Here is a 19,835-nt window from a genome sequence, read left to right on the forward strand (position 1 = left end):
CATGTTGGGCAAAAGTAAGAACCCGTCGGAAGGCGAGGCTGTCGACGCATCGCGGCGCAGCCCGTGACGGTCCACTGCCGGCGATGTCGCCGCCGTGACGCCTCGCCATGCCGTGGCCGGGCATCCCGGCCCAAGGAGTTCAGGCATGCCGCGTCACCTGCGATCGATCATCCTCGCCATGACCGGCGCCGGCGCGCTGCTGGCGGCAGAGCATCCGGCCGCCGCGGCCAGCTTCGACTGCAACAATGCGGCCTCGCCCAACGAAATCGCCATTTGCGGCAACCGCCAGCTGTCCGAGCTCGATACGGAGATGGCGGCCCTGTTCTATGCCTATCGCACCATGCCGCACCTGATGGGCGTGCGCGGCATGATCCAGGACGAGGCGCGCCAGTTTCTCTATGATCGCGAGGCCTGCGGCACGGGCGTGGTCTGCCTGGTCAACGTCTACCGCCAGCGCATCCGGCAGCTGAAGCGCGCCATCGCCAATTCGTCGCGAGGCGGCTACTGATGGCGCATGTCGGGCCGGGGGGATCGGACCGCTGCCGGCCGCGACCATCCCATGGAGAGTGAGTTGACCATCAAGCGTATCGAGGCCGGGCCGCGCATGAGCCAGGCCGTCGTCCACAACGGCACCGTCTACCTTGCCGGCCAAGTCGCCAAGGGCAAGGACGTCACAGAGCAGACGCAGGCCGTCCTCGCACAGATCGACGCGCTGCTGGCAGCAGCGGGCAGCGACAAGACCAAGCTGCTTTCCGCCACCATCTATCTCACCGACATGGCCACCTTCGGCGACATGAACAAGGTGTGGGAGAGCTGGGTGGTGGCCGGCGCCACGCCGGCGCGGGCCACGGTGGCGGCGGGCCTGGCGGCCCCCGAGTACAAGGTGGAAATCGCCGTGGTGGCCGCGGCCGGCTGAAGCGCGCCGCCTTGTCCGGCACCGCGGCGGCAAGCCCACCGGGCAGCCCGACGCGGCGGCCTCGCTACTGGGCCAGCACCAGCGCCCAGTAGGTGCCGTAGCCCTGGCCGGGCGTGCTGGCCTTGGCCAAGCCGACGCGCCTGGCCTCCTTCATCAGCAGGTTGTCGTTGTGGCGGGGCGAGCGCTGCCAGCGCACCACGGCGCCGGACACGGTGTCGCTGCCGGCGCTGAGGTTCTCGGCCGCGCTGCCGGCGATGGCATAGGCCGCCATGCGACCACTGAAATCGCCGTGCGACAGCTTGCCCCGCTCGGCGACGGCGCGCACCTGCTCGGCCGCCGCGCGGTTCAGATCGGCGTCGCTGATGACCGCGTTCAGGCCGCGCGTCGTGCGATAGCGCGAGATCAGCGTGGCCGCCTCGGCGGCGTCGGCCGTCGATACGGTGATCTGCTCCGGCGGCACACGCCGCCCCGCATCGAGGGCGCAATGGGTCAGCCCCATGGACAGCAGGAGAACGGCGAGAAGACGCGGACGCGCGTGGCGGGGCATGGGCTCGGGTGGTGCGAGGTCGAGGGGGCTGACGTCGTGCTGATATCGGCGTGCGCGCACTGCAAATCCGTAAGCGGCGGGGGGAAGCCGGCCTGGGCCGTGGCCGCATGGGCGGAGTTCGCTAACGCGGGAAAACGGCGGTGACAGGGCGGCAAATCGACTATGGTCGCATGGCGTCGGCCATGGACGTGGAGCCGTCGATAGCGGACGCTTCCAGCTGAGCCTCCGCGGCAACCGATGGGATCGTCATGGCGCTTTACGTACTCGCACTTCTGATCGGGATCGTCGCCGGCCTGCGCACGATGACGGCGCCGGCCGCCGTGAGTTGGGCCGCCTACGCCGGGTGGCTGCCGCTGGCGTCCACTCCGCTCGCCTTTCTCGGTTACTCCTACGTCGCCTACATCCTCATCGCGCTCGCGGTGGTCGAGCTGATCACCGATCAGCTGCCCTCCACGCCGAGCCGCAAGGTGCCGGTGCAGTTCGGCGGCCGCATCGTGAGCGGCGCGCTGGCCGGAGCGGCGATCGGCGCCGCCGCCGGCGGGCTGGTCGGCGGGCTGATCGCCGGCGCCATCGGTGCCGTGCTCGGCACGCTCGGAGGCTACGAGTTTCGCACACGCCTTGTGCGGGCAAGCGGTGGCCGCGACCTGCCGATCGCGTTGCTGGAGGACGCGATCGCCATCGTTGCCGCCGGGCTCATCGTGGCGGCGGCGGGACGGGCGGTGGGTGGGCTATGAAGCACTTCGACGCGATCATCGTCGGGGCCGGCCAGGCCGGCCCTCCGCTCGCCGGCCGGCTGACCGCCGCCGGCTTGCGTGTCGCCATCGTCGAGCGCAAGCTGTTCGGCGGCACCTGCGTCAACACCGGTTGCATCCCCACCAAGACCATGGTGGCGAGCGCGTACGCCGCCCACATGGCGCGTCGTGCCGCCGAGTACGGCGTCCAGGTCGGCGGTGCCGTCGCCGTCGACATGAAGCAGGTGAAGGCCCGCAAGGATGCGATTTCCGGTCGTTCGCGCCAGAACGTGCGCAGCTGGCTCGACGGCATGAACGGCTGCACGGTGTTCGAGGGCCACGCGCGCTTCGAGACGCCGCACGAGATCCGCGTCGGCGACGAGTTGCTCGGGGCCGACAAGATCTTCCTCGACGTCGGCGGCCGCGCGCTGGTGCCGGACATGCCCGGCGTCGATCGCGTTCCCTACCTCACCAACACGTCAATGTTGGAACTCGACGTCCTGCCGCGCCACCTGGTGGTGGTGGGCGGCAGCTATATCGGCCTGGAGTTCGGGCAGATGTTCAGGCGCTTCGGCGCCGAGGTGACGATCGTCGAGAAGGGGCCGCGGCTCATCCAGCGCGAGGACGAGGACGTCTCCACTGGGGTTCGCGAGATCCTCGAGGGCGAAGGCATCCACGTGCGCTGCGACGCCGAGTGCATCAGCTTCGCCCCGCGCGGCGAGGACATCGCCGTCGGTGTCAGCTGCGCCTCGGGCGAGCCCGAGGCCGTCGGCTCGCACGTGCTGCTGGCCGTCGGCCGCCGGCCGAACACCGACGACCTGGGGCTCGACAAGGCGGGCGTCGCTGTCGACAAGGCGGGCTACATCGTCGTCGACGATCAGCTGCGCACCAATGTCCCGGGCATCTGGGCCATGGGCGACTGTAACGGCCGCGGTGCTTTCACCCACACCTCCTACAACGACTTCGAGATCGTTGCGGCCAACTTGCTGGACAATGATCCGCGCCGGCTGAGCGAGCGGGTCCTCGGCTACGCCCTCTACATCGATCCGCCGCTCGGCCGCGTCGGCATGACCGAGGCACAGGCCCGGGCCAGCGGCCGGCGCATCCTCCAGGCGACTCGCCCGATGGCGCGCGTCGGCCGGGCGGTGGAGAAGGGGGAGGCGCAGGGCTTCATCAAGATCGTCGCCGACGCCGACAGCCGCAAGATCCTGGGCGCCTCCATTCTCGGCACCAGCGGCGACGAGGCGATTCACGCCATCCTCGCGATCATGAACGCCGACGTGCCCTACACGGTGCTGCAGCGGTCGACGCCGATCCATCCGACGGTCGCCGAGCTGCTGCCGACGGTCATCGGCGACCTTCGCTGAGCCGCGACCGGCGGGCGTTGTTGGTCGCCACGACCGCCCGGGGTATGATCCGCGGGCGATGGCGAGCAGAGAGACGAGCTGATGGCACCCGTGACCTTCACCATGTCGCACAGCCTCGGGGCCGATGTGGCCAAGAACAGGGTCGAGAAAGGCGTCAACACGCTCACGCAACGTTTCGCCTCGCACCTCAGCGTCTGTGAGACGCGGTGGGAGGACCACACGCTGCATTTCCTGGTCGGCGTGATGAAGCAACAGGTCAGCGGCACCTGCGAATTGACCGACACCACCGCCGTGGTGTCGTTCGAGCTGCCGTGGCTGCTCGCGCCCTTCCGCCAGAAGATCCAGCAGGTGCTGGGTCAGGAGCTGCCCAAGGCCCTCGCGCCACCCAAGCAGACCTGAGCCGGCCGCGCCAGGCCGACGGCAGTACCCTAAACCTCGGCCGCGGAGGCAGTGGCGGTCGCCCACCTGCTTCCTTCGATGAGAGCGGCCCGTCGGTGTCGCGACAAGCCGCTCCCAATCCCCGCACGGCGGCGCTGGTCTAGAGCATTTCCGCGTTTCGTGGAATCGCCGAATGCTCTATCTGTTTGATTTGTCGCGTTTTCTTCACGCGAACCGGCGTCCACTTCGTCGAAAACGCTCTAGTGCTGCGTCGGCACCTTCGGGCGGTTCGGGGCGCGCCGTTTGGGTGCGCTCGTCGCGGCTTGCGCCTTGACCGGCGTCTGCGCCCGGGTCTCCGCCTGGGTCCTCGCGGCCTGGGCCCGTACGTGGGCGAGCACGTGCTCGATCACCTGGCGGGACTGGGCCAGCCCCTTGTCGAACGCTTCGGGGGTGAAGGGGGTGCGGTCGATGTTGGCGAGCTTGGCGCGCATGGCTTGCTCCAGCAGATCCATGTCGTCGCGATGATGTCCCGCCACGAGCTCGGCCGCCAGCAGCCGAACCATGTTGGCGAGGGCGTTGACGGTCACCTGATGGTGGTCTTTTGACAGTGTTTGCATGTTCATGCTCCGACGCGCCGAGCCGATAGGCATCCGGCCGCCGCTGGAATTCAACATCTCGGGCTTTGGATCAGAGATGCCGAGGGGGCCCGCGGGGCCCCAGAGTCTGAATGCGATATGCAACATGGATGGCTTCGACCGCGCTCGTTTCGCCGGCAGCCGACGCGGCCGCCCGCTCGACTCTCGATGCGGCCGCCGGCGCGATGGCCTTGCCGCTCGGACCAAGCGCGAGATGCTGGTGGTCGTCATCGTCGGCCAGCGCCGCGGCCAGCAACATGAAGCTGCGGTCGCCGCCGGGGCCACCCTCGACCGCTGTCAGCTGTGGAAGCTGTTGGGGGAATTGCAGACAGACGAAACCGTCCACCGCGCCGACCAGTGCCAGAACGACGAACAACAGCCGCAAACCCAGTCCCATCGGCACCACGAACGAACGCTCCACCGACCCTACTTAGGGCGTGGGCCGCTGCGGCGCAATTGAAGGGCCATCGATCGGCGCTCGGCGACTGGGAGCCCCCCAAGGTTATTGGGGTAGCGCCTCAAGGCGTGCCGGTACGGGGCGGCTGCGCGTCGGGGGCAGGCATCGCCACGCCGCGCGCATGGAAACCCACGGCCCTCGGCGTCTTCGGCAAGTAGAATTCGGCGAGTTCGTGGATCTGGAATCCCGCCTGACGGAGCATTGCAGTGACCGGCCGATCGAGGTTGCAGCCGACGGCGAGCGCGCGCCAGATCGGATTGAGGCGGTGCTGCCAACGCTGAACTCCCGCGTCATCTGCGAGCCCGTGCTCCAGGAAAAGGACGCGGCCGTCGGGACGCAGCACGCGGCGCACCTCCGAGAGGGCACGAAGCGGATCGTGCACGGAGCAGAGGGTGTAGGTGATCACCGCGGTATCGGCGGATGCATCCGGCAGCGGCACGCGCTCCGCCGGCGCCCGCACGATCTCGATCGGTAGCCGCGGCGCCGGTCGCGTCGCGCCCAACCGGATGAAGGAATCGTTGGGGTCGACGCCGATGACGCGCGCCACGCGCGCCGGGTCGTAGAAGGGCAGATTCAAACCCGGCCCGAAGCCGATCTCGATAACGACGCCACGCGCCTGCGGCACCACCTTGCGGCGCTCGGCCGCGATGGCCCGCATGCCGCACAGGCAGCGGACCAGTCGCGGCCCGACATGGTCGGCATAGATGCTCATGTCGTCCCTCCGGCCCCCGGGGGGCGCGTCAATAACGAGTTGCCCAGCATGGGCGCCGGGCTGGATTCGAGATGTGCCATTTGACACATCAGATCACCGGATCGTCAGTCATCGTTGCCATCGGATGCGTTCTGTTTGAGCAAATGGATGTCCGAATTCTGGCATGGAGCTTGACCGGCTTTTGATTTTTGCCCGCGGTCTCACCCGAATGTGGACGATCGACTTTAATATGTCCGCGTAAATCAAGGCGATATGGATTCCGTCAGAGGAGGAGAGCTCATGCCCCGTTTCCGCCATGCGCTGCCGCAGCTGGCGGCCCGCCCGTTCCTGACCGACGGCGGCCTGGAGACTACGTTGGTCTTCGACGAAAAGCTCGAGCTGCCGTGCTTCGCGGCGTTCCCGCTCATCATGAGCCCGCGGGGCCGCGCGTTGCTGTGGCGCTGCTACCAGCCCTACATTGCCCTGGCGGCACGCTATGACGCCGGCCTGATCCTCGACACGCCGACATGGCGCGCCAACCCCGACTGGGGCGCGGCACTGGGTTACAGCGGCGACCAATTGCGCGCGGCCAACGGCGATGCGGTCGATTTCATCGCGGCGCTGCGCGAGGCATCCGGGCGCGCCGATGCCATCGTCCTGAACGGGGTGATCGGCCCACGCGGCGACGGCTACAAGGTCGGCGATGCCATGTCCGCCAAGGATGCCGCCGGCTACCATGCGCCTCAGATCAAGGCCTTCAGCGACAGCGAGACGGACATGGTGAGCGCGGTCACCTTGACCTACGCACAGGAGGCCATCGGGGTCGCGCTGGCGGCGCGAGAGGCTGCCATGCCCATCGTCATCTCGTTCACGGTCGAGACCGACGGCCATCTCCCCTCGGGCGAGAGCATTGCCGGCGCCATCGAGGCGACGGACGATGCCACCGGCGCCTACCCGGCTTACTACATGATCAACTGCGCGCACCCGCTGCACTTCGAGGGCCAACTCATGGGCGATGAGCCCTGGATGGGCCGCGTGCGCGGCATTCGTGCCAACGCATCAACCAGGAGCCATGCAGAGCTCGACGCCGCGACCGAGCTCGACATCGGGGATCCGCGCGCGCTGGGTGCGCACTACGCCGGCCTGCGCCGGCGCCATCCTCACCTCACGGTCCTCGGCGGTTGCTGTGGCACCGACCATCGCCACATCGCAGCCATTTGCGAGGCCTGTCTGTAGCATCGAGGGGCCCTCTCGGCGCCGTGCGTGGGCGGTCGTCAGCAGCTCAAGTCCGGACCCAGCGGAAGCGGACGGCGAGGGGTTGCCTGCGCCCTCTGATCGTCACCGTTCTCCGGTCCTCGAAGATGTCGGTGTCCGCTGCCGCGGCTCCGGCCGCGGCGATCACGTCGTCGCTGGCCACCAGGGCTGCCCTGGCTTGTTTGGCGACCTCCAGCAACCGGCTCGCCACGTTGACGCTGTCGCCGGCGACGGTGATGTGCTGATGATCGCTGGCGCCCAGGCGCGAGAACACGACCTCCCCGCAGTGCACGCCGGCGCGCAGGTCGATCGAGCCGGGCCCGCATTCCGGCCGCGTGGCCAGCCAACGCCGAACCTCGATGATCGCGGCGCCGGCCGCAGCCAGCGCGTTGGCGGCGTCGGCGGGGGCCGGCTCGGGCAGGCCGAAGACGCTCATGGCGCCGTCGCCCATGTAGTTCATGACGACCCCGCCATGCGCCGTGACGACGTCGCTGACGAGCCCATGGAAGTCTTTGAGGAAGGTTCGGGTGGCTGCGGGGCCGAGCCGCTCGCTCAAGAGCGTGAAGCCCGACAGGTCGACGAACAGCACCGCCGCCGGCTGCGTGCGTGGCTCGGCCAGAAAGTGGGGATCGGCGGCGATGAGCGAAGCGAGGGCGGGCGGCTGGAACAAGGCGAGCGCCTGCTTGGCCAGGGTCAGCCGCCGCTGCGCCAGCCGGTCGGTGATCTGCCGGCCGGCGATGGCGATGGGGATGACAGGAGCCATGGCGGCCAGTGGCAGCGCCGCGCTCAGCCAGATGCCGTGGGCGAAGGCGGCGATGGCGACGGCGAGCCAGGCTGCCGCTGTCAGGACCACTACGCCGATGCCGATACCCCAGGGCGCGAGCGACAGGACCAGCGCTGCCAACACCGCCACGGCAGCGGCTGCCGCCACGTCGATGCGCCGGATGGCCTCGCCGCGCACAAGGCCATCGCCCGCGAGCAGATGGCCGACCGCGGTGGCGAGCACTTCGACGCCGGGAAGCACCGGGTCATAAGGCGTGGCAAAGGTATCGCCCGTCCCGATGGCGGTCGTGCCGATGATGACGATCTTGCCGGCGAGCTGGCCGGCAAGCCGCTCGTCGTGAAGGATCTGCTCGGCGGGAACCGTGCTGATCGTCCCACGCGGTCCGTAGAAGCGCAGCGGCAGGTGACGGCCGAGGTCGACGCCGCTGGCGGTCGTGCCGAGACGCACCTCATCGCCCTCGAACACCGGCTCGGCCTCCGCCGCCCGCGCCGCGAGCAGCAGGGCGAAGGAGGGCAGCAAGTCGGCTGATCCGCGCACCAGCAGGGGCACGTGCCGAGGCGTTCCGCCGTTGTCCGTGGCAATGTTGACCAAGCCGACCGGCGCATCGCCGGCAATCACGTCATTGGGCCAGAGGACGCGCGCCGCGACCGGAATATCGCCGTGTCTCCGGTCGCGCAGGGCGGCGTCGGGTCCGCGGGCGAAGAGGGCGGCGGCGGCGATGATCGTGCCGGAGCGCTCCAGCGCGGCGGCGAGCGCACGGTCGGCCGCATCCGCGCCCTTGTCGAAGAAGAGGAGATCGAGGCCGATGGCGCGGGGCCGGTACCGCGCAATGGTGTCCACCAGCGCCGTGACCGTGCTGCGCGGGAGCGGGTAGATGCCGCTTTGAGCCACCGTCGCATCATCGATGGCGACGATGACGATATCGTCCGGTGCCGGCCGCGGCCCGGCCAGATTGAAGCGCAGGTCGAGCAGCGGCGCCTCGAGCCGATCCAGGACTGTCGCGCGGCCGGCAAGGTGCCAGGCGCCCAGCAGTCCCGACCAGGCGAGCGCGAGCACGAGCGCGAGCAGGGCCGGCATGACCCTCCACCGGCCCGTCATGGAGACTGCCCCGCAGGTCGGCTCCCCCTTGCCGCAGGCGCCGTGATCAGCCACGTCACGCTCATTCTCGGTCGTCTCCCCGGCGGCGCATCCACGCAGGCGAGCCCGCCTGCCTGCGCCGAGACTGGGCCCGGGTGCAACGGCCTGCGGCGTCACATCCGATCACGATACGCTTTAGCTGGAGCGGCGATCCGCAACCAGCAGCCGACGCGGGACGGGCCGTCGGACGTGGCCCCTGCCGCCGAGGCTCATGGCGGGACGGCAGCGACCAACGCCGGATCGCATGTTCCCATGAGGCACGTCGGGGTGCCCGCGTCAGCGCGCGACGGCCGCGATCGGGTGACCTCTCTCCCGAGCGGAGCGCGTCCTAGAGCATTTCCGCGTTTCTTCGAATCGCCGAAATGCTCTATCTGTTTGATTTGTCGCGTTTTCTTCACGCGAACCGGCGTCCACTTCGCTCGAAAACGCTCTAGCGGCCGAATCGGCCCAGCAACTCGGCGGCGCGTCCGGCGCCCCAGCGCGTCACCTGCAGCGGCCCCGTGCCCGCTTGCACGTCGACCCCGTCGCCGCTGCGCAGCACGACGGCGGGGCCGCTCGGCCGCCGCACGTCGACCGCTCCGGTCTGGACGAAGACGGAGGTGCGCGTGGGCACCACATCGACGGCCCAAGTGGTGCCCCGGACGGAGGCGATGGCGTGCGGCGTCAGGATCTGAAAGGGCCCGCGCCTGGGCGGCGTGTCCACCAGCAGCCCGCCCTGGTTGAGCACGGCCCCTTCCGGTCGGCCGTCCCGATTGCGGTCGATGAGCCGGTACTGGCTGTCGCGCCGCGCCGTGATCGAGACGCCGCCCGGGCACGACAACACCTCCCGCGGCGGGTCGGTATAGGCGGTGGTGGCGCAGCCGCGCCCCTGCGCCTGGGCCGGTTCTGCCAGGCCGAGGCCGACCGCGAGGGCCGTGGCGGTGGCCGCCGCCACGAAAATGGTCGATGCGCCGCGCGGTGGGGCCATGTCCACATTCCTTTCGGGTCGACCGCAATGGAACGCCGCATCATCTGCGCCCCGGCCGCTGGCTCGGGGCGCGAACATCTCCGCGGCGCCCTAAAGACAGGGGTGTCGGCCGTACGATGCTGAACAGAGCCGATCGGCCTCACCGTAGCCCAGCGCCACCCACAAACCAGTACCTCTAAAGGGTCGCGACGCTGGCGGGCGTGCGCCGGCGCACGTCACGGCCCTGCTGCTACTCCGGTGGCGTGCCAACAGCACGAGGCGATGGAATTCCTGTTCACCCCGCGGGCCACGCGCGATCTGCTGGTGCAATGGTCGCCTGACGACAAGGTCGGCGTGATTGCGTTCGCGGGCTCGCCCGGCGCGATGCAGCGGGGCACCGGCGCGCCCGCCGACCAGGCGCGGCCCAAGGCCTGGGGCTTCCGTTCATCGTCGCGCTCGTGATCGCAGCCAGGGTGTATCTCGGCCTTGCGTTCCTGCTGTCGCCACGACGAGCGCATCGATGCGGAGGGCGGCGGGCGCGTCCAGGCCGAGCTCGTCGCCGAGTGGGAGGGATGCGCCCAGGCCGCACCGGCGAGACAGCTCGACCACGTCGACCATTGCTGCACATTCGGGATGTCGAGAGACGTCGGTCGGAGCTTAATTTGGCCGTGGCAGCGCCGTTGCCGGGATGATCGGCAATCATGATCCCGGCGAAAGACCGACCTCGCAGCAATGGACGAGCCCAAGATCTATGCGGATACAAAATTGAATCGGTCAGAAACACTGAGACACATTCACGCCACGCCGAGGCTTCTCTGTGGTCCGACCATCACCCCGTTCAAAGACGAGGTGATTTTGCATGACTCTCGCCCGAGACGTGGTCTTCCTGCACATTCCGAAGACGGCTGGAACGTCGCTGCGGACCGCACTTGAAACGGCCCTGTCCGCCCATGTCCAGATGTTCGACTACGGACAGGCGGAGCCCAAGACGACCCCCGGCGTCAGGCGGTTGTGTCGCGACGCATCATCGGGCGGCACCGCCCGGTCGCCACGTGTGCGCCCGGTGTTCCTTTGCGGGCACATCTGGGCAGCTGACTATCTGGAGTGCTTCCGGCCTCAGAGCTTCGTCACTTTCCTGCGTGATCCCGTCGACCGCGTGATCTCGGCCTATCACCACAGCCGGCGCCACACCGACGATCGTCGGCCATTCGACGAGTTCGTGCACGATCCCGAGCATCGGAACCTTCAGACGCGTCAGCTCGCGGCGCTACCGCTGGCGGCCTGTGGCTTCGTCGGCTTCGTCGAGCACTACCGCGAGGATTGCGCCGAGCTGGGCCGCCGGCTCGGCGTCAGGCTGCCGCACATCCGCACCAACACCAAGCCGCTGGTGCAGCGGTTCGGCCGCCTCGGCGTCGACCGCCAGGCTGTCGCGGAACTCAACGCCGACGATGTGGCGCTCTACGGCGAGGCGCTCCGCATGCGCAACCGGCGCCAGGCGCGGGCCGACGGCATCGCCGCGCACGCCGCGATGGCCGAGCGCCGCCTGTGCGACGAGCGCCTCTGAAAGGCATACCCGATCGGCCGGAGTCCGCCGATTTCGAGTTGATCCGGCGAACCCGGAGGACCCGCGAGACCCGGGCGCGGTGGAATGTCCGCCGCGCCCGGGTCGCGTTGTCGTCAGGTCAGCGCGGCGCCATGCGGATGGCGCCGTCGAGGCGCACGTCCTCGCCGTTGAAGTAGCCGCAGGTGATCATCGTCATCGCCAGCTGGGCGTATTCATCCGGGTTGCCGAGGCGCTTGGGGAAGGGAACCGAGGCGCTCAGCGCGTCCTTCACGTTCTGAGGCGCGCCGTTCATGAGCGGGGTGTTGAAGATGCCGGGCAGGATGGTGTTGACGCGTATGCCCTCGCTCATCAGGTCGCGGGCGATCGGCAGCGTCATGCCGACCACGCCGGCCTTCGACGCGGTGTAAGCGACCTGCCCCATCTGGCCGTCCTCGGCGGCGACGGACGCGGTGTTGACGATGGCGCCACGCTCGCCGTCGTCGAGTGGCGGCAGGGTCAGCATGCCCTTGGCCGACTTGGCGACGCAGCGGAAGGTACCGACCAGGTTGATCTGGATGATGCGGTTGAACGCATCGATCGGGAAGTGCACGGGCTCGCCCGTCTTCTTGTCGCGGCCGGCGGTCTTGACGGCGTTGCCGGTGCCGGCGCAGTTCACCAGGATGCGCTCCTGGCCATTGGCGGCGCGGGCCTTGGCGAAGGCGGCATCGACGTCGTCGTCGGAGGTGACGTCGACCTTGCAGAAGACGCCGCCGAGCTCCTTGGCCAGGGCCTCGCCCTTCTCCTCGTTGAGATCGAACAGGGCGACCTTGACACCCTGGGCGGCCAGCGCCCGGGCGGTGGCGGCCCCAAGGCCGGAAGCGCCGCCGGTGATGACGGCGGAGATCGAAGAATCGAGCTTCAAGTGAGATCCTCCCTAGCTGGACGGCATGAGCCTATCAAACGATTGATCATGCTCCTGTGCCGTTGCCCTAGCGCCGCACGTGCCGCGTGGTCAAGTCGGGAGGCCGGCCGCGGCACTGCTTTGTCGCAGCCGCGGCAGCCCAGTCGACGACGTGGAGGGATCGCCGGGGCCGCCTCGGTGCGGCGACACGGCTCAGTTGGCCGCGCTGCGGGCCGAGACGAGCACGGGTTTGGCACGATAGTCGCCCGGGAACAGGCGCTTCAGGGCCTCGACCTTCGGCAGGTCGTTGACGACGATGTAGGGGTGGGACGGGTTCCGCGTCAGGAAATCCTGGTGGTAGGCCTCGGCTGGGTAGAAGGCGCGGCCAGGCTCGACCTTGGTGGCGAGCGCGGCCCCCCAGGCGCGGCTCTGGTTGAGCTGGACGATGTAGGCGCTTGCCACCCGCGCCTGTTCGGCGTTGGCGGGGAAGACGGCGGAGCGGTATTGCGTGCCGACGTCCGGCCCCTGACGGTTGAGCTCGGTCGGATCGTGAGCGACGGAGAAGTAGATCTGCAGGATCCGTGCGTAGCTGATCCGGCGCGGGTCGAAGGTGACCTTCACCGCTTCCGCATGGCCCGTCGAGCCGCGGCCCACCATCTCGTAGCGTGCCGACGCCTTGTCGCCCCCGGCATAACCGGAGACGGCGCTGGTGACCCCGTCGACGTGCTGGAAGACGCCCTGCACGCCCCAGAAGCAGCCACCGGCGAGAATCGCGACGTTGCCGGCTGGCTCATCGAGCGCCGGTGCCGGAATGGCGCGCACGCCCTCCGCCGCCGCGGGCAAGGCGGTCAGCGCGAGGCCGGCGGCAAACAGCATCGCGAGCAATGGGGTTGCGCGCCGGCGCAGCCCCGTCACGGGGAAGCGAGAGGTGGTCGCAGCGGTCATGGTCTGCTCCGATCTTGCGAGGGCTTGGCGAGCGGTCAGGCGGCGCGCGGCTGGAAGGTCAGCGCGAGGCCGTTCATGCAGTAGCGCAGGCGGGTGGGCTTGGGCCCATCGTCGAACACATGGCCGAGGTGGCCGCCGCAGCGTCCGCAGTGCACCGCGGTGCGGCGCATGCCGTGGGAACCGTCTTGAGCCGTACCTACGGCCCCGTGCAGCGGCGCCCAGAAACTCGGCCAGCCGGTGCCGCTGTCGAACTTGGTGGCCGACGAGAACAGGTCGCGCGCGCAGCCGGCGCAGGCGAAGGTGCCGCGCCGGTGCTCACCCAGCAGCGGGCTGCTGTAGGGCGGCTCGGTTGCGCTCTGGCGCAGCACCGCATAGCGGTCCGGCGACAGACGCCGGCGCCACTGGACGTCGCTGAAGGCGATCTGAAAGGCGGCTGCCCAAGATGGCGTCGGGCGGGCCAGCGTGGCCATGAGCCCCAGCGCTCCGCCCAGGAGAAGGTGACGCCTCGCAAGCATGGGGCAACTCCGATCGCTACAGACCTTGCACGGCTCGCCGGCTCGTCGCGGCAGCCTCTCGCACGCCTATTCGGACGCTGCGCCGGCTCGGTTACATCGGGATTCCGCGCAGGCCCCGCTGATCCGCCGCCGTACGCGCGTGCCTGGGCGCACAGCAGATTGGTGGTCCGCTGTGGCTTCATCAAGTACGGAAGCCGCGGGATCACAGGATCTTGCTCCGGTGCGCAGCGAGCATGCGGGGCTGCAAGCGGCAGGCGAGGACGGCACCGATGTCGCTTCTGATCCCCTCTCGGCGCCAGTTCCTGCTGGCCTGCGCGGCGCTGGCCTGCGAGCCTCCGTTCGCCTGGGCCCGCGAGACCGGGAGGGAGGTCGCGCCCGGCCGGCTGCGCGGCGGCGAGATCCTGCCGACGGCCGACTTCGACCAACTGGCGCCGAACCCCTATCGGTTCGGCGTCCGCCCGCACCGCCGCGGCGGCGTGCGCCTGGAACGGGTGGCGCGGCCGTTGGAGACGCCTCAGGGCCCCAAGCACCTCATTCACAACTACGGTCACGGCGGCGGCGGCATCACGCTCGCCTTCGGCTGCGCCGACGTGGTGAAGGGCCATGTCGAAAGAATCGTGGCGGAGGCGCTGCGGTGCCCGGCGGAGCGCGTGTCGGTGGCGGTCATCGGGGCGGGCGTGATCGGGCTCGCCGTCGCCAGCGAGCTCAAGCGCTGGCGTCCACAGCTCGCCGTGACGGTCTACGCCAAGAACGTCGACCGCCGGCGCCGGGTCGACGTTGCCGCCACCACGTCGTGGGTCGCCGGTGGGCAGTTCGAGCCGTCCGGCATCTGGCGGGAGTATTGGTCCGACGACGAGGACGACAACAGGATGGAGATCCTGCATGACCTCGTGGCGCGCTCTGCCGCGCGCCTGCGTCAGCTCCAGGCCGGGGGGACGGCGCGCGCATACGGGATCTTCGCCCGGCGCAACTACACGCTGCGGCGCTACGACGAGGACGGCGATGCCATCGGCTCAGAGGGCTTCGATCGGGGCACGCCGCGCTCGGTGATCGCCGCGCCGGCCGAGGGGTTGCTGCCCTTCGCGCAGCTGAGGGCGGTGCAGGGCCGCGAATACCGGACCTGGCTCATCGATCCGACCATTCTTCTGCCGCGGCTGGTGGCGGATCTGCGCAAGGCGGCTGTCAGGTTCGAGCCGCGAACGCTGCATACGGTCGACGATGTACGTGCGCTGCCGGCCCAGATCATCGTCAATTGCACCGGGCTCGGGGCGGGAACGCTGTTCGGCGACCAGAACGTGGTGCCGATCCGCGGACAGCTGGTGATCCTGAACAACCCGAGCAAGATCAAGTATTTCTTCAGCGGCGGTTGCGACGCCGACGCGGCCTACCTCTTCGCACGGAGCAGCGACATCGTCGTGGGCGGTACTTACGAATACAACGAGGCCGGCGCGCCATCCGACGAGGGTGCCTACGCCACGATCCTGAGGCGGGCGACGGACATCTTCGCCGGCCGGGCCAATTGCGTGCGCCAGAATGCGGTGATCTAGTGCGTCTTCACGCGAACCGGCGTCCACTTCGCTCGAAAACGCTCTAGTCAGGCGGGCTGTATCCAGGCTTCTTGTAGATCGTCGCGGGCTTGCCGAGAATGTCCGGCTTGTAGACCTGGGCCGCCCAGTCCGGCGGCGCGACGTCCTCGATGCCGACAGAGATGGAATCTTCGGAACTGTTCAGGGCTGCCATGACCGCCCTGGTTATCTCGTCGGCGAGTTCGGCCTTCTGCTGCGCCGATCGACCCGCATAGAGCTTCACGATGACATGAGGCATGGCCCTCTCCACTGCTTGCGTCCGCGCGCGACAACGCGCCCGTTCGCTATGGAGATCATCGCCTGCCCAGGCAATGGTCAACTGCCGCTCAGCTCCGCCGGCAGGCTGCGCTGTTTCATGCGGACGGCGATCAGATGGGGCCCGTCAGCGGCCTTGGCCCTGTTGAGCGCCGGCAGCAGGTCGGCCGCCGCGTCGACCTGATCCGCTCGGGCAAAGCCCATGGCCTTGGCGAGGGCGGCGTAGTGCCATCGTGGCAGACCGAGGTAGGGCACGGCCTTGACGTCCGTGCTGCGGAAGAAGCTGCGCTTGTCCGAGGCGGCGATGCCGCGCGTCGCCTCCACGGTCCATTGCTCGATGGCGTAGAGGCCATTGTCCAGCACGAGGACGATCGCCGGAATATTGTGGTGCGCAAGAGTCGACAGCGCCTGCACCGACATCTGAAAGCCGCCATCGCCGCAAAGCACCAGCGGGCGAGGGGGCCGCCGGCTTGCCGCGCGCTCACGCTCGGCGACGCCGACGCCGATGGCGGCGCCGACGGAATAGCCGATCGACTGCCACACGGCATTGCACAGGAAGCCGCCGCGTCGGGTGATCAGGAGATCGGCCGCCGGATGCATGCTGACGCTGGTGTCGGTGATGACGGTGAATGACGGATCGATGAAGCCGGCGAGGGGCCCCATCAACTCGTCGTAGGTGAGCCCCGTGTCTCCCGCCGCGTCCGCCTGGTCCGGCGGCGCACCCGGCCGCCGCGGCGGCAGCGGCGCCGTGCCGCGCAGTTGAGCGGCGGCGAGATGGGCCGGGTCCGGGCTCCAGCTCTGCGCCTCGAGTGCAGACAGCAGACGGCCGATATCGACGTTCGCGCGCCGCGCTCGCCCGACCCTGGCCACGCCGTCGGCGATGCGGATGAGCGTCTCAGGGGGCGACTGATAGAGCTCGCGGTACTGGCGGCCGGGCACGCAGCCGAGGGCGAGCAGCACGTCCGCCTCGCGGATGGCGGCGACCACGCTCTTCGGCGCCCGTGGCCCGTCGTAGGTGCCGAGAAAGCCGACGGTGTCCTCTGCCACCACCGACTTGGCAAGGAGCGTCGTCGACCATGGAATCCCGAGCTTTTGCACCACCGCCGTGGCGCGCTCGCCGAGGCCGTAGCGGGCGACCTCGATACCGATGAGCAGAGCCGGCCGGCGCGCCGCACGCAGCTTGGCGATGATCTTCCCGGCCAGGGCTGCCTCGGTGGCGCCGCCGTCGCCTGGCGCGTCGAGCCGGCCGGCGGGCGCGGCGACCTTCTTCGACCACAGGTCCTTGGCGATTTCGATATAGACCGGCCGCTTCTGGGCGATGGCGACCTTGAGGGCAGCGTCGATCGCCCGCGGCGCCCGGTCCCTGGTGGTGACGCGGACCGCATGGGCGGTGATGGCGCGGAAGACGCGCAGGTCGGCCAGCAGATCTTCGTCGCCGCCCGCGCCCGCCAGTCTGACCTCGCCGATGGAGTGCGAGAACAGCGATCCGTCTTCCTTGAGGCGCGCGATGTCGACGAGGCTGGGGCCGCCATTGATGACGACGACGGGGCTACGCTCCACGTAGGCACCGGCGATGGCGTTGGCGAGGCTCAACATGCCCACGCCGTAGGTCACGGATACCGCGCCCAGGCCCTTGCACCGGGCATAGCCGTCGGCGGCATAGCCGGCCTCCAGGTCGCTGGCCGTGACGATGATCGACAGCTTGGCCTGAAGCGCTGCGTCGAAGAAGGGATCGCAGGTCGCGCCGGGGATGCCGAACAGGGTGTCGCAGCCCGCTTGTCTCAGGCGCATCGCGATGTAGTCGGCGACGCTGACCGAGGCCGTTTCCGCAACGGGGATGGCGGCGGCGGGCTGGGGCATCAGGGTGACGCCCGCCGCGCCGGCGAGCGCCGCGGTGGTCGCCAGCAACTGTCGCCGCGATACGGGCACGCTGTCGTCGGGCACGGGGCCGCTCCGTCTTCGTTACCACACGATTATCGACGCCCGCACGGGGATCGCAATCGAGCCCCTAGCGCGTTTTCGAGCGAAGTGGACGCCAGTTCGCTCGAAGAAACGCGGAAATGCTCTAAGCATGAGGGCTCGCCGCCGCGCGCGATGTGTTGCAGCCGACGGACGGGCACCGGAAGACGGCCGGCGGCTCAGATCGCGCGGCGCTCGATCGGGTCGCCGGCGCCGACGCGGCAGCCGCCCCTGAGCCGCCGCGCGGCGGCCCGGCCGATGGCCAGCACGGGCACCGCCGTGCCGTCGAAGTGCAACTCGGCGCGGCCGCCGGACGACCAGGCGACGCGGCGCACCCGGGCCAGATTGACCATGATCGATCGGCTCAGTCGGTAGAACGGCGGTGTCGGCAGGTCCGTCTCGAACTGGCCGAGCAGCCGGCAGACCAGGACATCGCGCCCATCAAGCAGACCGACACGGGTGTAGTCCCCTTCGGCACGCAGCGTGACGAGTTCCTCCGTCGGCGCGAACACCGAGTGACCTGGCCGGCTGAGCAAGATCCTGCCGGCGAAAGTCCGATCCACCGTGATCGTCGCGATGCCGGGAGGGAGGCTGGTTGCCGGCGACGGCTGCCGCTTGCGGCGCAGACGGTCGATGGTGAGGGCGAGACGCTCCGGCTCGACCGGCTTCAGCAGGAAGTCGGTGGCCTCCACGTCGAAAGCGCGGACGGCATAGGAGCTGTAGGCGGTCACGAACACGACAGTCGGCCTGTGCTCGATGCCGGCCAGCAGATCGAACCCCTTGCCATCCGTCAGCTCGATGTCGAGAAAGAGGATGTCGGGTCGGGCCGCGGGGAGGGCGCGGGCCGCCGCGGCAATGCTGTCGGCCTCGGCCACGACCTCCACGTCGGCGTATTCCGACAGCAGGCGGATCAAGCTCCGGCGGGCCGGCGGCTCGTCGTCGACCAACATCACGCGTAGCATATGGGACCCTGGACGGTGAGGCGGGCGGCGACCAGGTCGCCTTCCTGGGCGACCGAGAGATGATGGCGGCCCGGGAAGTGGAGCTCGAGGCGGCGGCGGATGTTGGCAAGCCCCAGGCCCGGCCGCTCGCGGTCGATCGGCGCGTGCCTGCCCGAATTGGTGACGGCCACCGACAGGCGATCCCCTTGCCGTAGAGCCGTCACACGGATGTGCAACGGCGTCTCGCTCGATGGCTTGAGGCCGTGCTTGACTGCGTTCTCGACCAAGCCCTGAAGGATGAGATGCGGCACGGGAAATGAGCCGGCGTCCGCATCCGCCTCGACGCTGCACACGAGGCGCTCGTCGTAGCGCAGAGCCTGGATGCGCAGGTAGGACTTCACCGCATCGAGCTCGTCGGCGAGCCAGCAGACGGAGCGGCCCTGATTGTCCAGGCAGTAGCGCATGTAGGCGGCGATGCGCCGGGTCATTTCGAGGGCGACCTGCGGCCGATCGGGAATCTCCGCAGTGACTGTATTCAGCGCATTGAACAGGAAGTGGGGATCGAGCTGCACGCGCAACTGCTGCAACTCCGCACGCGCGGCGGCCGACTGGGCCTCGCTGCGACGCACGCGCTCGGCCCGCGCCTCGAAGTCGGTCGACAGCCAGAAATAGGCAAGCGCCCAGCCCAGGAACACGCTGGTGTAATAGATCGCCGCGATGAACGGGCCGCCGAAGGCTTGGCCGAAATAGCCTTCGGTGAACAGCCCCTGGCGCAGGAGACCCACAACCAGCATTTGCAGCAGGCCGCCCAGCACCGCGAAGGCCAGAGCGATCGGAACGACCCGCAGCGCCGTCACCGGCCAGCGCAGGTACTTGCGGATTAGCACATGGGCCAGGCATGTCAGTCCGTAGCCGATGGAATCCATGATCGCAGTGACGAGCACGGCGACGCGCAGATCCCCGTAGAAGACGGCGCGGGAGATGACGCCGAACAATGCGACGAAGAGCCATCCGGCAAGGTTGGCTTGCCAGAACGTCGCCAGCGCGATCGGCGACGCCTCGCCGTCGTGCTCGGCCGGTGTGGCTGCGGCGCTGGCCGGCCGCCCGTTCTGCCGTTCGACAAGCGCCATTCGATCTCCTCCTCGAGGCCGACCCGCGCGCCCAGGGGGCTCGAGGCTCATAGCAGGTTGCGCCGACCGCCCCAACCGGCTGCCGGCGCCGGCCGTGCTTAGAAGTCCACGCTGAACCTGAGCGACCCGATGTGGCGTGTGGCGTGGCTGGAGAAGTCGCCGTTGTATTCGGCGCGCAGGTTGATGCCGTTGGTCAGGCTGGTGAGTTGGAGGCCGG

The 19,835-nt window shown here is 69.1% G+C and carries 22 protein-coding genes; 9 read left to right on the top strand and 13 right to left on the bottom strand.

Annotated elements, in window-relative coordinates; translation table 11 throughout:
- Nucleotides 1-145 precede the first annotated feature (145 nt).
- The gene (locus tag IEW34_RS11940) at nucleotides 146-508 is read left to right on the top strand and encodes a lysozyme inhibitor LprI family protein (RefSeq protein ID WP_244641942.1); all 363 of its coding nucleotides are present in this window, start codon (nucleotides 146-148) and stop codon (nucleotides 506-508) included.
- A gap of 63 nt (nucleotides 509-571) precedes the next feature.
- Nucleotides 572-916, top strand: coding sequence for a RidA family protein (locus IEW34_RS11945; protein ID WP_188609413.1), 345 nt, complete (start codon nucleotides 572-574; stop codon nucleotides 914-916).
- A gap of 64 nt (nucleotides 917-980) precedes the next feature.
- On the opposite strand, the gene IEW34_RS11950 is transcribed toward IEW34_RS11945, so the two are convergent.
- Nucleotides 981-1,523: a CAP domain-containing protein gene (locus tag IEW34_RS11950; RefSeq protein WP_188609414.1), complete on the bottom strand. Its 543-nt coding sequence runs from the start codon at nucleotides 1,521-1,523 to the stop codon at nucleotides 981-983.
- A 188-nt stretch (nucleotides 1,524-1,711) separates the two neighbouring features.
- Here IEW34_RS11950 and IEW34_RS11955 point away from each other — a divergent pair, with 188 nt between their 5' ends.
- The 3 genes from IEW34_RS11955 to IEW34_RS11965 all read left to right on the top strand — a co-directional run bounded on the left by IEW34_RS11955 (nucleotide 1,712) and on the right by IEW34_RS11965 (nucleotide 3,960).
- Complete coding sequence (locus IEW34_RS11955) at nucleotides 1,712-2,197, top strand: DUF4126 domain-containing protein (RefSeq protein ID WP_188609415.1); 486 nt, start codon at nucleotides 1,712-1,714, stop codon at nucleotides 2,195-2,197.
- Entirely contained in the window at nucleotides 2,194-3,561 is a 1,368-nt protein-coding gene (locus IEW34_RS11960; RefSeq protein WP_188609416.1) for an FAD-containing oxidoreductase, read from the top strand. Before IEW34_RS11955 ends, IEW34_RS11960 begins: the two co-directional genes overlap by 4 nt.
- An 81-nt stretch (nucleotides 3,562-3,642) precedes the next feature.
- Complete coding sequence (locus IEW34_RS11965) at nucleotides 3,643-3,960, top strand: polyhydroxyalkanoic acid system family protein (protein WP_188609417.1); 318 nt, start codon at nucleotides 3,643-3,645, stop codon at nucleotides 3,958-3,960.
- Nucleotides 3,961-4,199: 239 nt separating this feature from the next.
- Here the strand turns inward: IEW34_RS11965 and IEW34_RS11970 are convergent, their stop codons facing one another.
- The 3 genes from IEW34_RS11970 to IEW34_RS11980 form a co-directional block, all read right to left on the bottom strand.
- Nucleotides 4,200-4,556, bottom strand: a complete 357-nt coding sequence (locus IEW34_RS11970) for a hypothetical protein (RefSeq protein WP_188609418.1) — start codon at nucleotides 4,554-4,556, stop codon at nucleotides 4,200-4,202.
- 70 nt (nucleotides 4,557-4,626) lie between these two features.
- On the bottom strand, nucleotides 4,627-4,995 hold the full coding sequence (locus IEW34_RS11975) for a hypothetical protein (protein WP_188609419.1): 369 nt from the start codon (nucleotides 4,993-4,995) through the stop codon (nucleotides 4,627-4,629).
- 97 nt (nucleotides 4,996-5,092) lie between these two features.
- On the bottom strand, nucleotides 5,093-5,743 hold the full coding sequence (locus tag IEW34_RS11980; protein WP_188609420.1) for a class I SAM-dependent methyltransferase: 651 nt from the start codon (nucleotides 5,741-5,743) through the stop codon (nucleotides 5,093-5,095).
- A 279-nt stretch (nucleotides 5,744-6,022) separates the two neighbouring features.
- On the opposite strand from IEW34_RS11980, the gene IEW34_RS11985 reads away from it, so the two are divergent.
- Entirely contained in the window at nucleotides 6,023-6,958 is a 936-nt protein-coding gene (locus IEW34_RS11985) for a homocysteine S-methyltransferase family protein (RefSeq protein ID WP_188609421.1), read from the top strand.
- A gap of 46 nt (nucleotides 6,959-7,004) precedes the next feature.
- Here the strand turns inward: IEW34_RS11985 and IEW34_RS11990 are convergent, their stop codons facing one another.
- Both IEW34_RS11990 and IEW34_RS11995 read right to left on the bottom strand, forming a co-directional pair.
- A complete protein-coding gene (locus tag IEW34_RS11990; protein WP_244641943.1) occupies nucleotides 7,005-8,912 on the bottom strand; it encodes a CHASE2 domain-containing protein in 1,908 nt (635 codons plus the stop codon).
- Nucleotides 8,913-9,327: 415 nt separating this feature from the next.
- Nucleotides 9,328-9,864, bottom strand: coding sequence for a FecR domain-containing protein (locus tag IEW34_RS11995; RefSeq protein WP_188609422.1), 537 nt, complete (start codon nucleotides 9,862-9,864; stop codon nucleotides 9,328-9,330).
- A 261-nt stretch (nucleotides 9,865-10,125) separates the two neighbouring features.
- On the opposite strand from IEW34_RS11995, the gene IEW34_RS12000 reads away from it, so the two are divergent.
- Entirely contained in the window at nucleotides 10,126-10,305 is a 180-nt protein-coding gene (locus IEW34_RS12000) for a hypothetical protein (RefSeq protein ID WP_188609423.1), read from the top strand.
- Nucleotides 10,306-10,702: 397 nt separating this feature from the next.
- Nucleotides 10,703-11,407, top strand: a complete 705-nt coding sequence (locus IEW34_RS12005) for a sulfotransferase family 2 domain-containing protein (RefSeq protein ID WP_188609424.1) — start codon at nucleotides 10,703-10,705, stop codon at nucleotides 11,405-11,407.
- A gap of 118 nt (nucleotides 11,408-11,525) precedes the next feature.
- On the opposite strand, the gene IEW34_RS12010 is transcribed toward IEW34_RS12005, so the two are convergent.
- The 3 genes from IEW34_RS12010 to msrB all read right to left on the bottom strand — a co-directional run bounded on the left by IEW34_RS12010 (nucleotide 11,526) and on the right by msrB (nucleotide 13,747).
- The gene (locus IEW34_RS12010; RefSeq protein WP_188609425.1) at nucleotides 11,526-12,308 is read right to left on the bottom strand and encodes an SDR family NAD(P)-dependent oxidoreductase; all 783 of its coding nucleotides are present in this window, start codon (nucleotides 12,306-12,308) and stop codon (nucleotides 11,526-11,528) included.
- Between the two features lie 192 nt (nucleotides 12,309-12,500).
- Entirely contained in the window at nucleotides 12,501-13,232 is a 732-nt protein-coding gene (gene msrA, locus IEW34_RS12015; protein WP_188609426.1) for a peptide-methionine (S)-S-oxide reductase MsrA, read from the bottom strand.
- A gap of 35 nt (nucleotides 13,233-13,267) precedes the next feature.
- On the bottom strand, nucleotides 13,268-13,747 hold the full coding sequence (gene msrB, locus IEW34_RS12020) for a peptide-methionine (R)-S-oxide reductase MsrB (RefSeq protein WP_188609427.1): 480 nt from the start codon (nucleotides 13,745-13,747) through the stop codon (nucleotides 13,268-13,270).
- A 269-nt stretch (nucleotides 13,748-14,016) separates the two neighbouring features.
- Between msrB and IEW34_RS12025 the strand changes: the two genes are divergently transcribed.
- Complete coding sequence (locus IEW34_RS12025) at nucleotides 14,017-15,294, top strand: NAD(P)/FAD-dependent oxidoreductase (RefSeq protein ID WP_188609428.1); 1,278 nt, start codon at nucleotides 14,017-14,019, stop codon at nucleotides 15,292-15,294.
- 43 nt (nucleotides 15,295-15,337) lie between these two features.
- Here IEW34_RS12025 and IEW34_RS12030 read toward each other — a convergent pair whose 3' ends face one another.
- From IEW34_RS12030 to IEW34_RS12045, 4 genes are all read right to left on the bottom strand, one after another.
- A complete protein-coding gene (locus IEW34_RS12030; RefSeq protein WP_188609429.1) occupies nucleotides 15,338-15,571 on the bottom strand; it encodes a tautomerase family protein in 234 nt (77 codons plus the stop codon).
- A 77-nt stretch (nucleotides 15,572-15,648) separates the two neighbouring features.
- Nucleotides 15,649-17,532 (bottom strand): thiamine pyrophosphate-binding protein, encoded by a 1,884-nt coding sequence (locus tag IEW34_RS12035; protein ID WP_188609430.1) that lies wholly within the window; start codon nucleotides 17,530-17,532, stop codon nucleotides 15,649-15,651.
- Between the two features lie 194 nt (nucleotides 17,533-17,726).
- Nucleotides 17,727-18,497 (bottom strand): LytR/AlgR family response regulator transcription factor, encoded by a 771-nt coding sequence (locus tag IEW34_RS12040; protein WP_244641944.1) that lies wholly within the window; start codon nucleotides 18,495-18,497, stop codon nucleotides 17,727-17,729.
- Nucleotides 18,497-19,618, bottom strand: a complete 1,122-nt coding sequence (locus IEW34_RS12045) for a sensor histidine kinase (protein WP_188609432.1) — start codon at nucleotides 19,616-19,618, stop codon at nucleotides 18,497-18,499. Before IEW34_RS12045 ends, IEW34_RS12040 begins: the two co-directional genes overlap by 1 nt.
- Between the last annotated feature and the right edge of the window lie 217 nt (nucleotides 19,619-19,835).

The sequence above is a fragment of the Chelatococcus reniformis genome (assembly GCF_014640075.1).
Classification (GTDB): Bacteria; Pseudomonadota; Alphaproteobacteria; order Rhizobiales; family Beijerinckiaceae; genus Camelimonas; species Camelimonas reniformis.

Bases quoted from the DNA above. Each gene is read 5' to 3' on its own strand.
- IEW34_RS12005 (WP_188609424.1), top strand. From the start codon at position 10,703: ATGACTCTCGCCCGAGACGTGGTCTTCCTGCACATTCCGAAGACGGCT.
- msrB (WP_188609427.1), bottom strand. From the start codon at position 13,747: ATGCTTGCGAGGCGTCACCTTCTCCTGGGCGGAGCGCTGGGGCTCATG.
- IEW34_RS11965 (WP_188609417.1), top strand. From the start codon at position 3,643: ATGGCACCCGTGACCTTCACCATGTCGCACAGCCTCGGGGCCGATGTG.
- IEW34_RS12025 (WP_188609428.1), top strand. From the start codon at position 14,017: ATGTCGCTTCTGATCCCCTCTCGGCGCCAGTTCCTGCTGGCCTGCGCG.
- IEW34_RS12000 (WP_188609423.1), top strand. From the start codon at position 10,126: ATGGAATTCCTGTTCACCCCGCGGGCCACGCGCGATCTGCTGGTGCAA.
- IEW34_RS11970 (WP_188609418.1), bottom strand. From the start codon at position 4,556: ATGCAAACACTGTCAAAAGACCACCATCAGGTGACCGTCAACGCCCTC.
- IEW34_RS11980 (WP_188609420.1), bottom strand. From the start codon at position 5,743: ATGAGCATCTATGCCGACCATGTCGGGCCGCGACTGGTCCGCTGCCTG.
- IEW34_RS12045 (WP_188609432.1), bottom strand. From the start codon at position 19,618: ATGGCGCTTGTCGAACGGCAGAACGGGCGGCCGGCCAGCGCCGCAGCC.
- IEW34_RS11995 (WP_188609422.1), bottom strand. From the start codon at position 9,864: ATGGCCCCACCGCGCGGCGCATCGACCATTTTCGTGGCGGCGGCCACC.
- IEW34_RS11955 (WP_188609415.1), top strand. From the start codon at position 1,712: ATGGCGCTTTACGTACTCGCACTTCTGATCGGGATCGTCGCCGGCCTG.
- IEW34_RS11940 (WP_244641942.1), top strand. From the start codon at position 146: ATGCCGCGTCACCTGCGATCGATCATCCTCGCCATGACCGGCGCCGGC.
- IEW34_RS11960 (WP_188609416.1), top strand. From the start codon at position 2,194: ATGAAGCACTTCGACGCGATCATCGTCGGGGCCGGCCAGGCCGGCCCT.
- IEW34_RS11985 (WP_188609421.1), top strand. From the start codon at position 6,023: ATGCCCCGTTTCCGCCATGCGCTGCCGCAGCTGGCGGCCCGCCCGTTC.
- IEW34_RS12040 (WP_244641944.1), bottom strand. From the start codon at position 18,497: ATGTTGGTCGACGACGAGCCGCCGGCCCGCCGGAGCTTGATCCGCCTG.
- msrA (WP_188609426.1), bottom strand. From the start codon at position 13,232: ATGACCGCTGCGACCACCTCTCGCTTCCCCGTGACGGGGCTGCGCCGG.
- IEW34_RS12030 (WP_188609429.1), bottom strand. From the start codon at position 15,571: ATGCCTCATGTCATCGTGAAGCTCTATGCGGGTCGATCGGCGCAGCAG.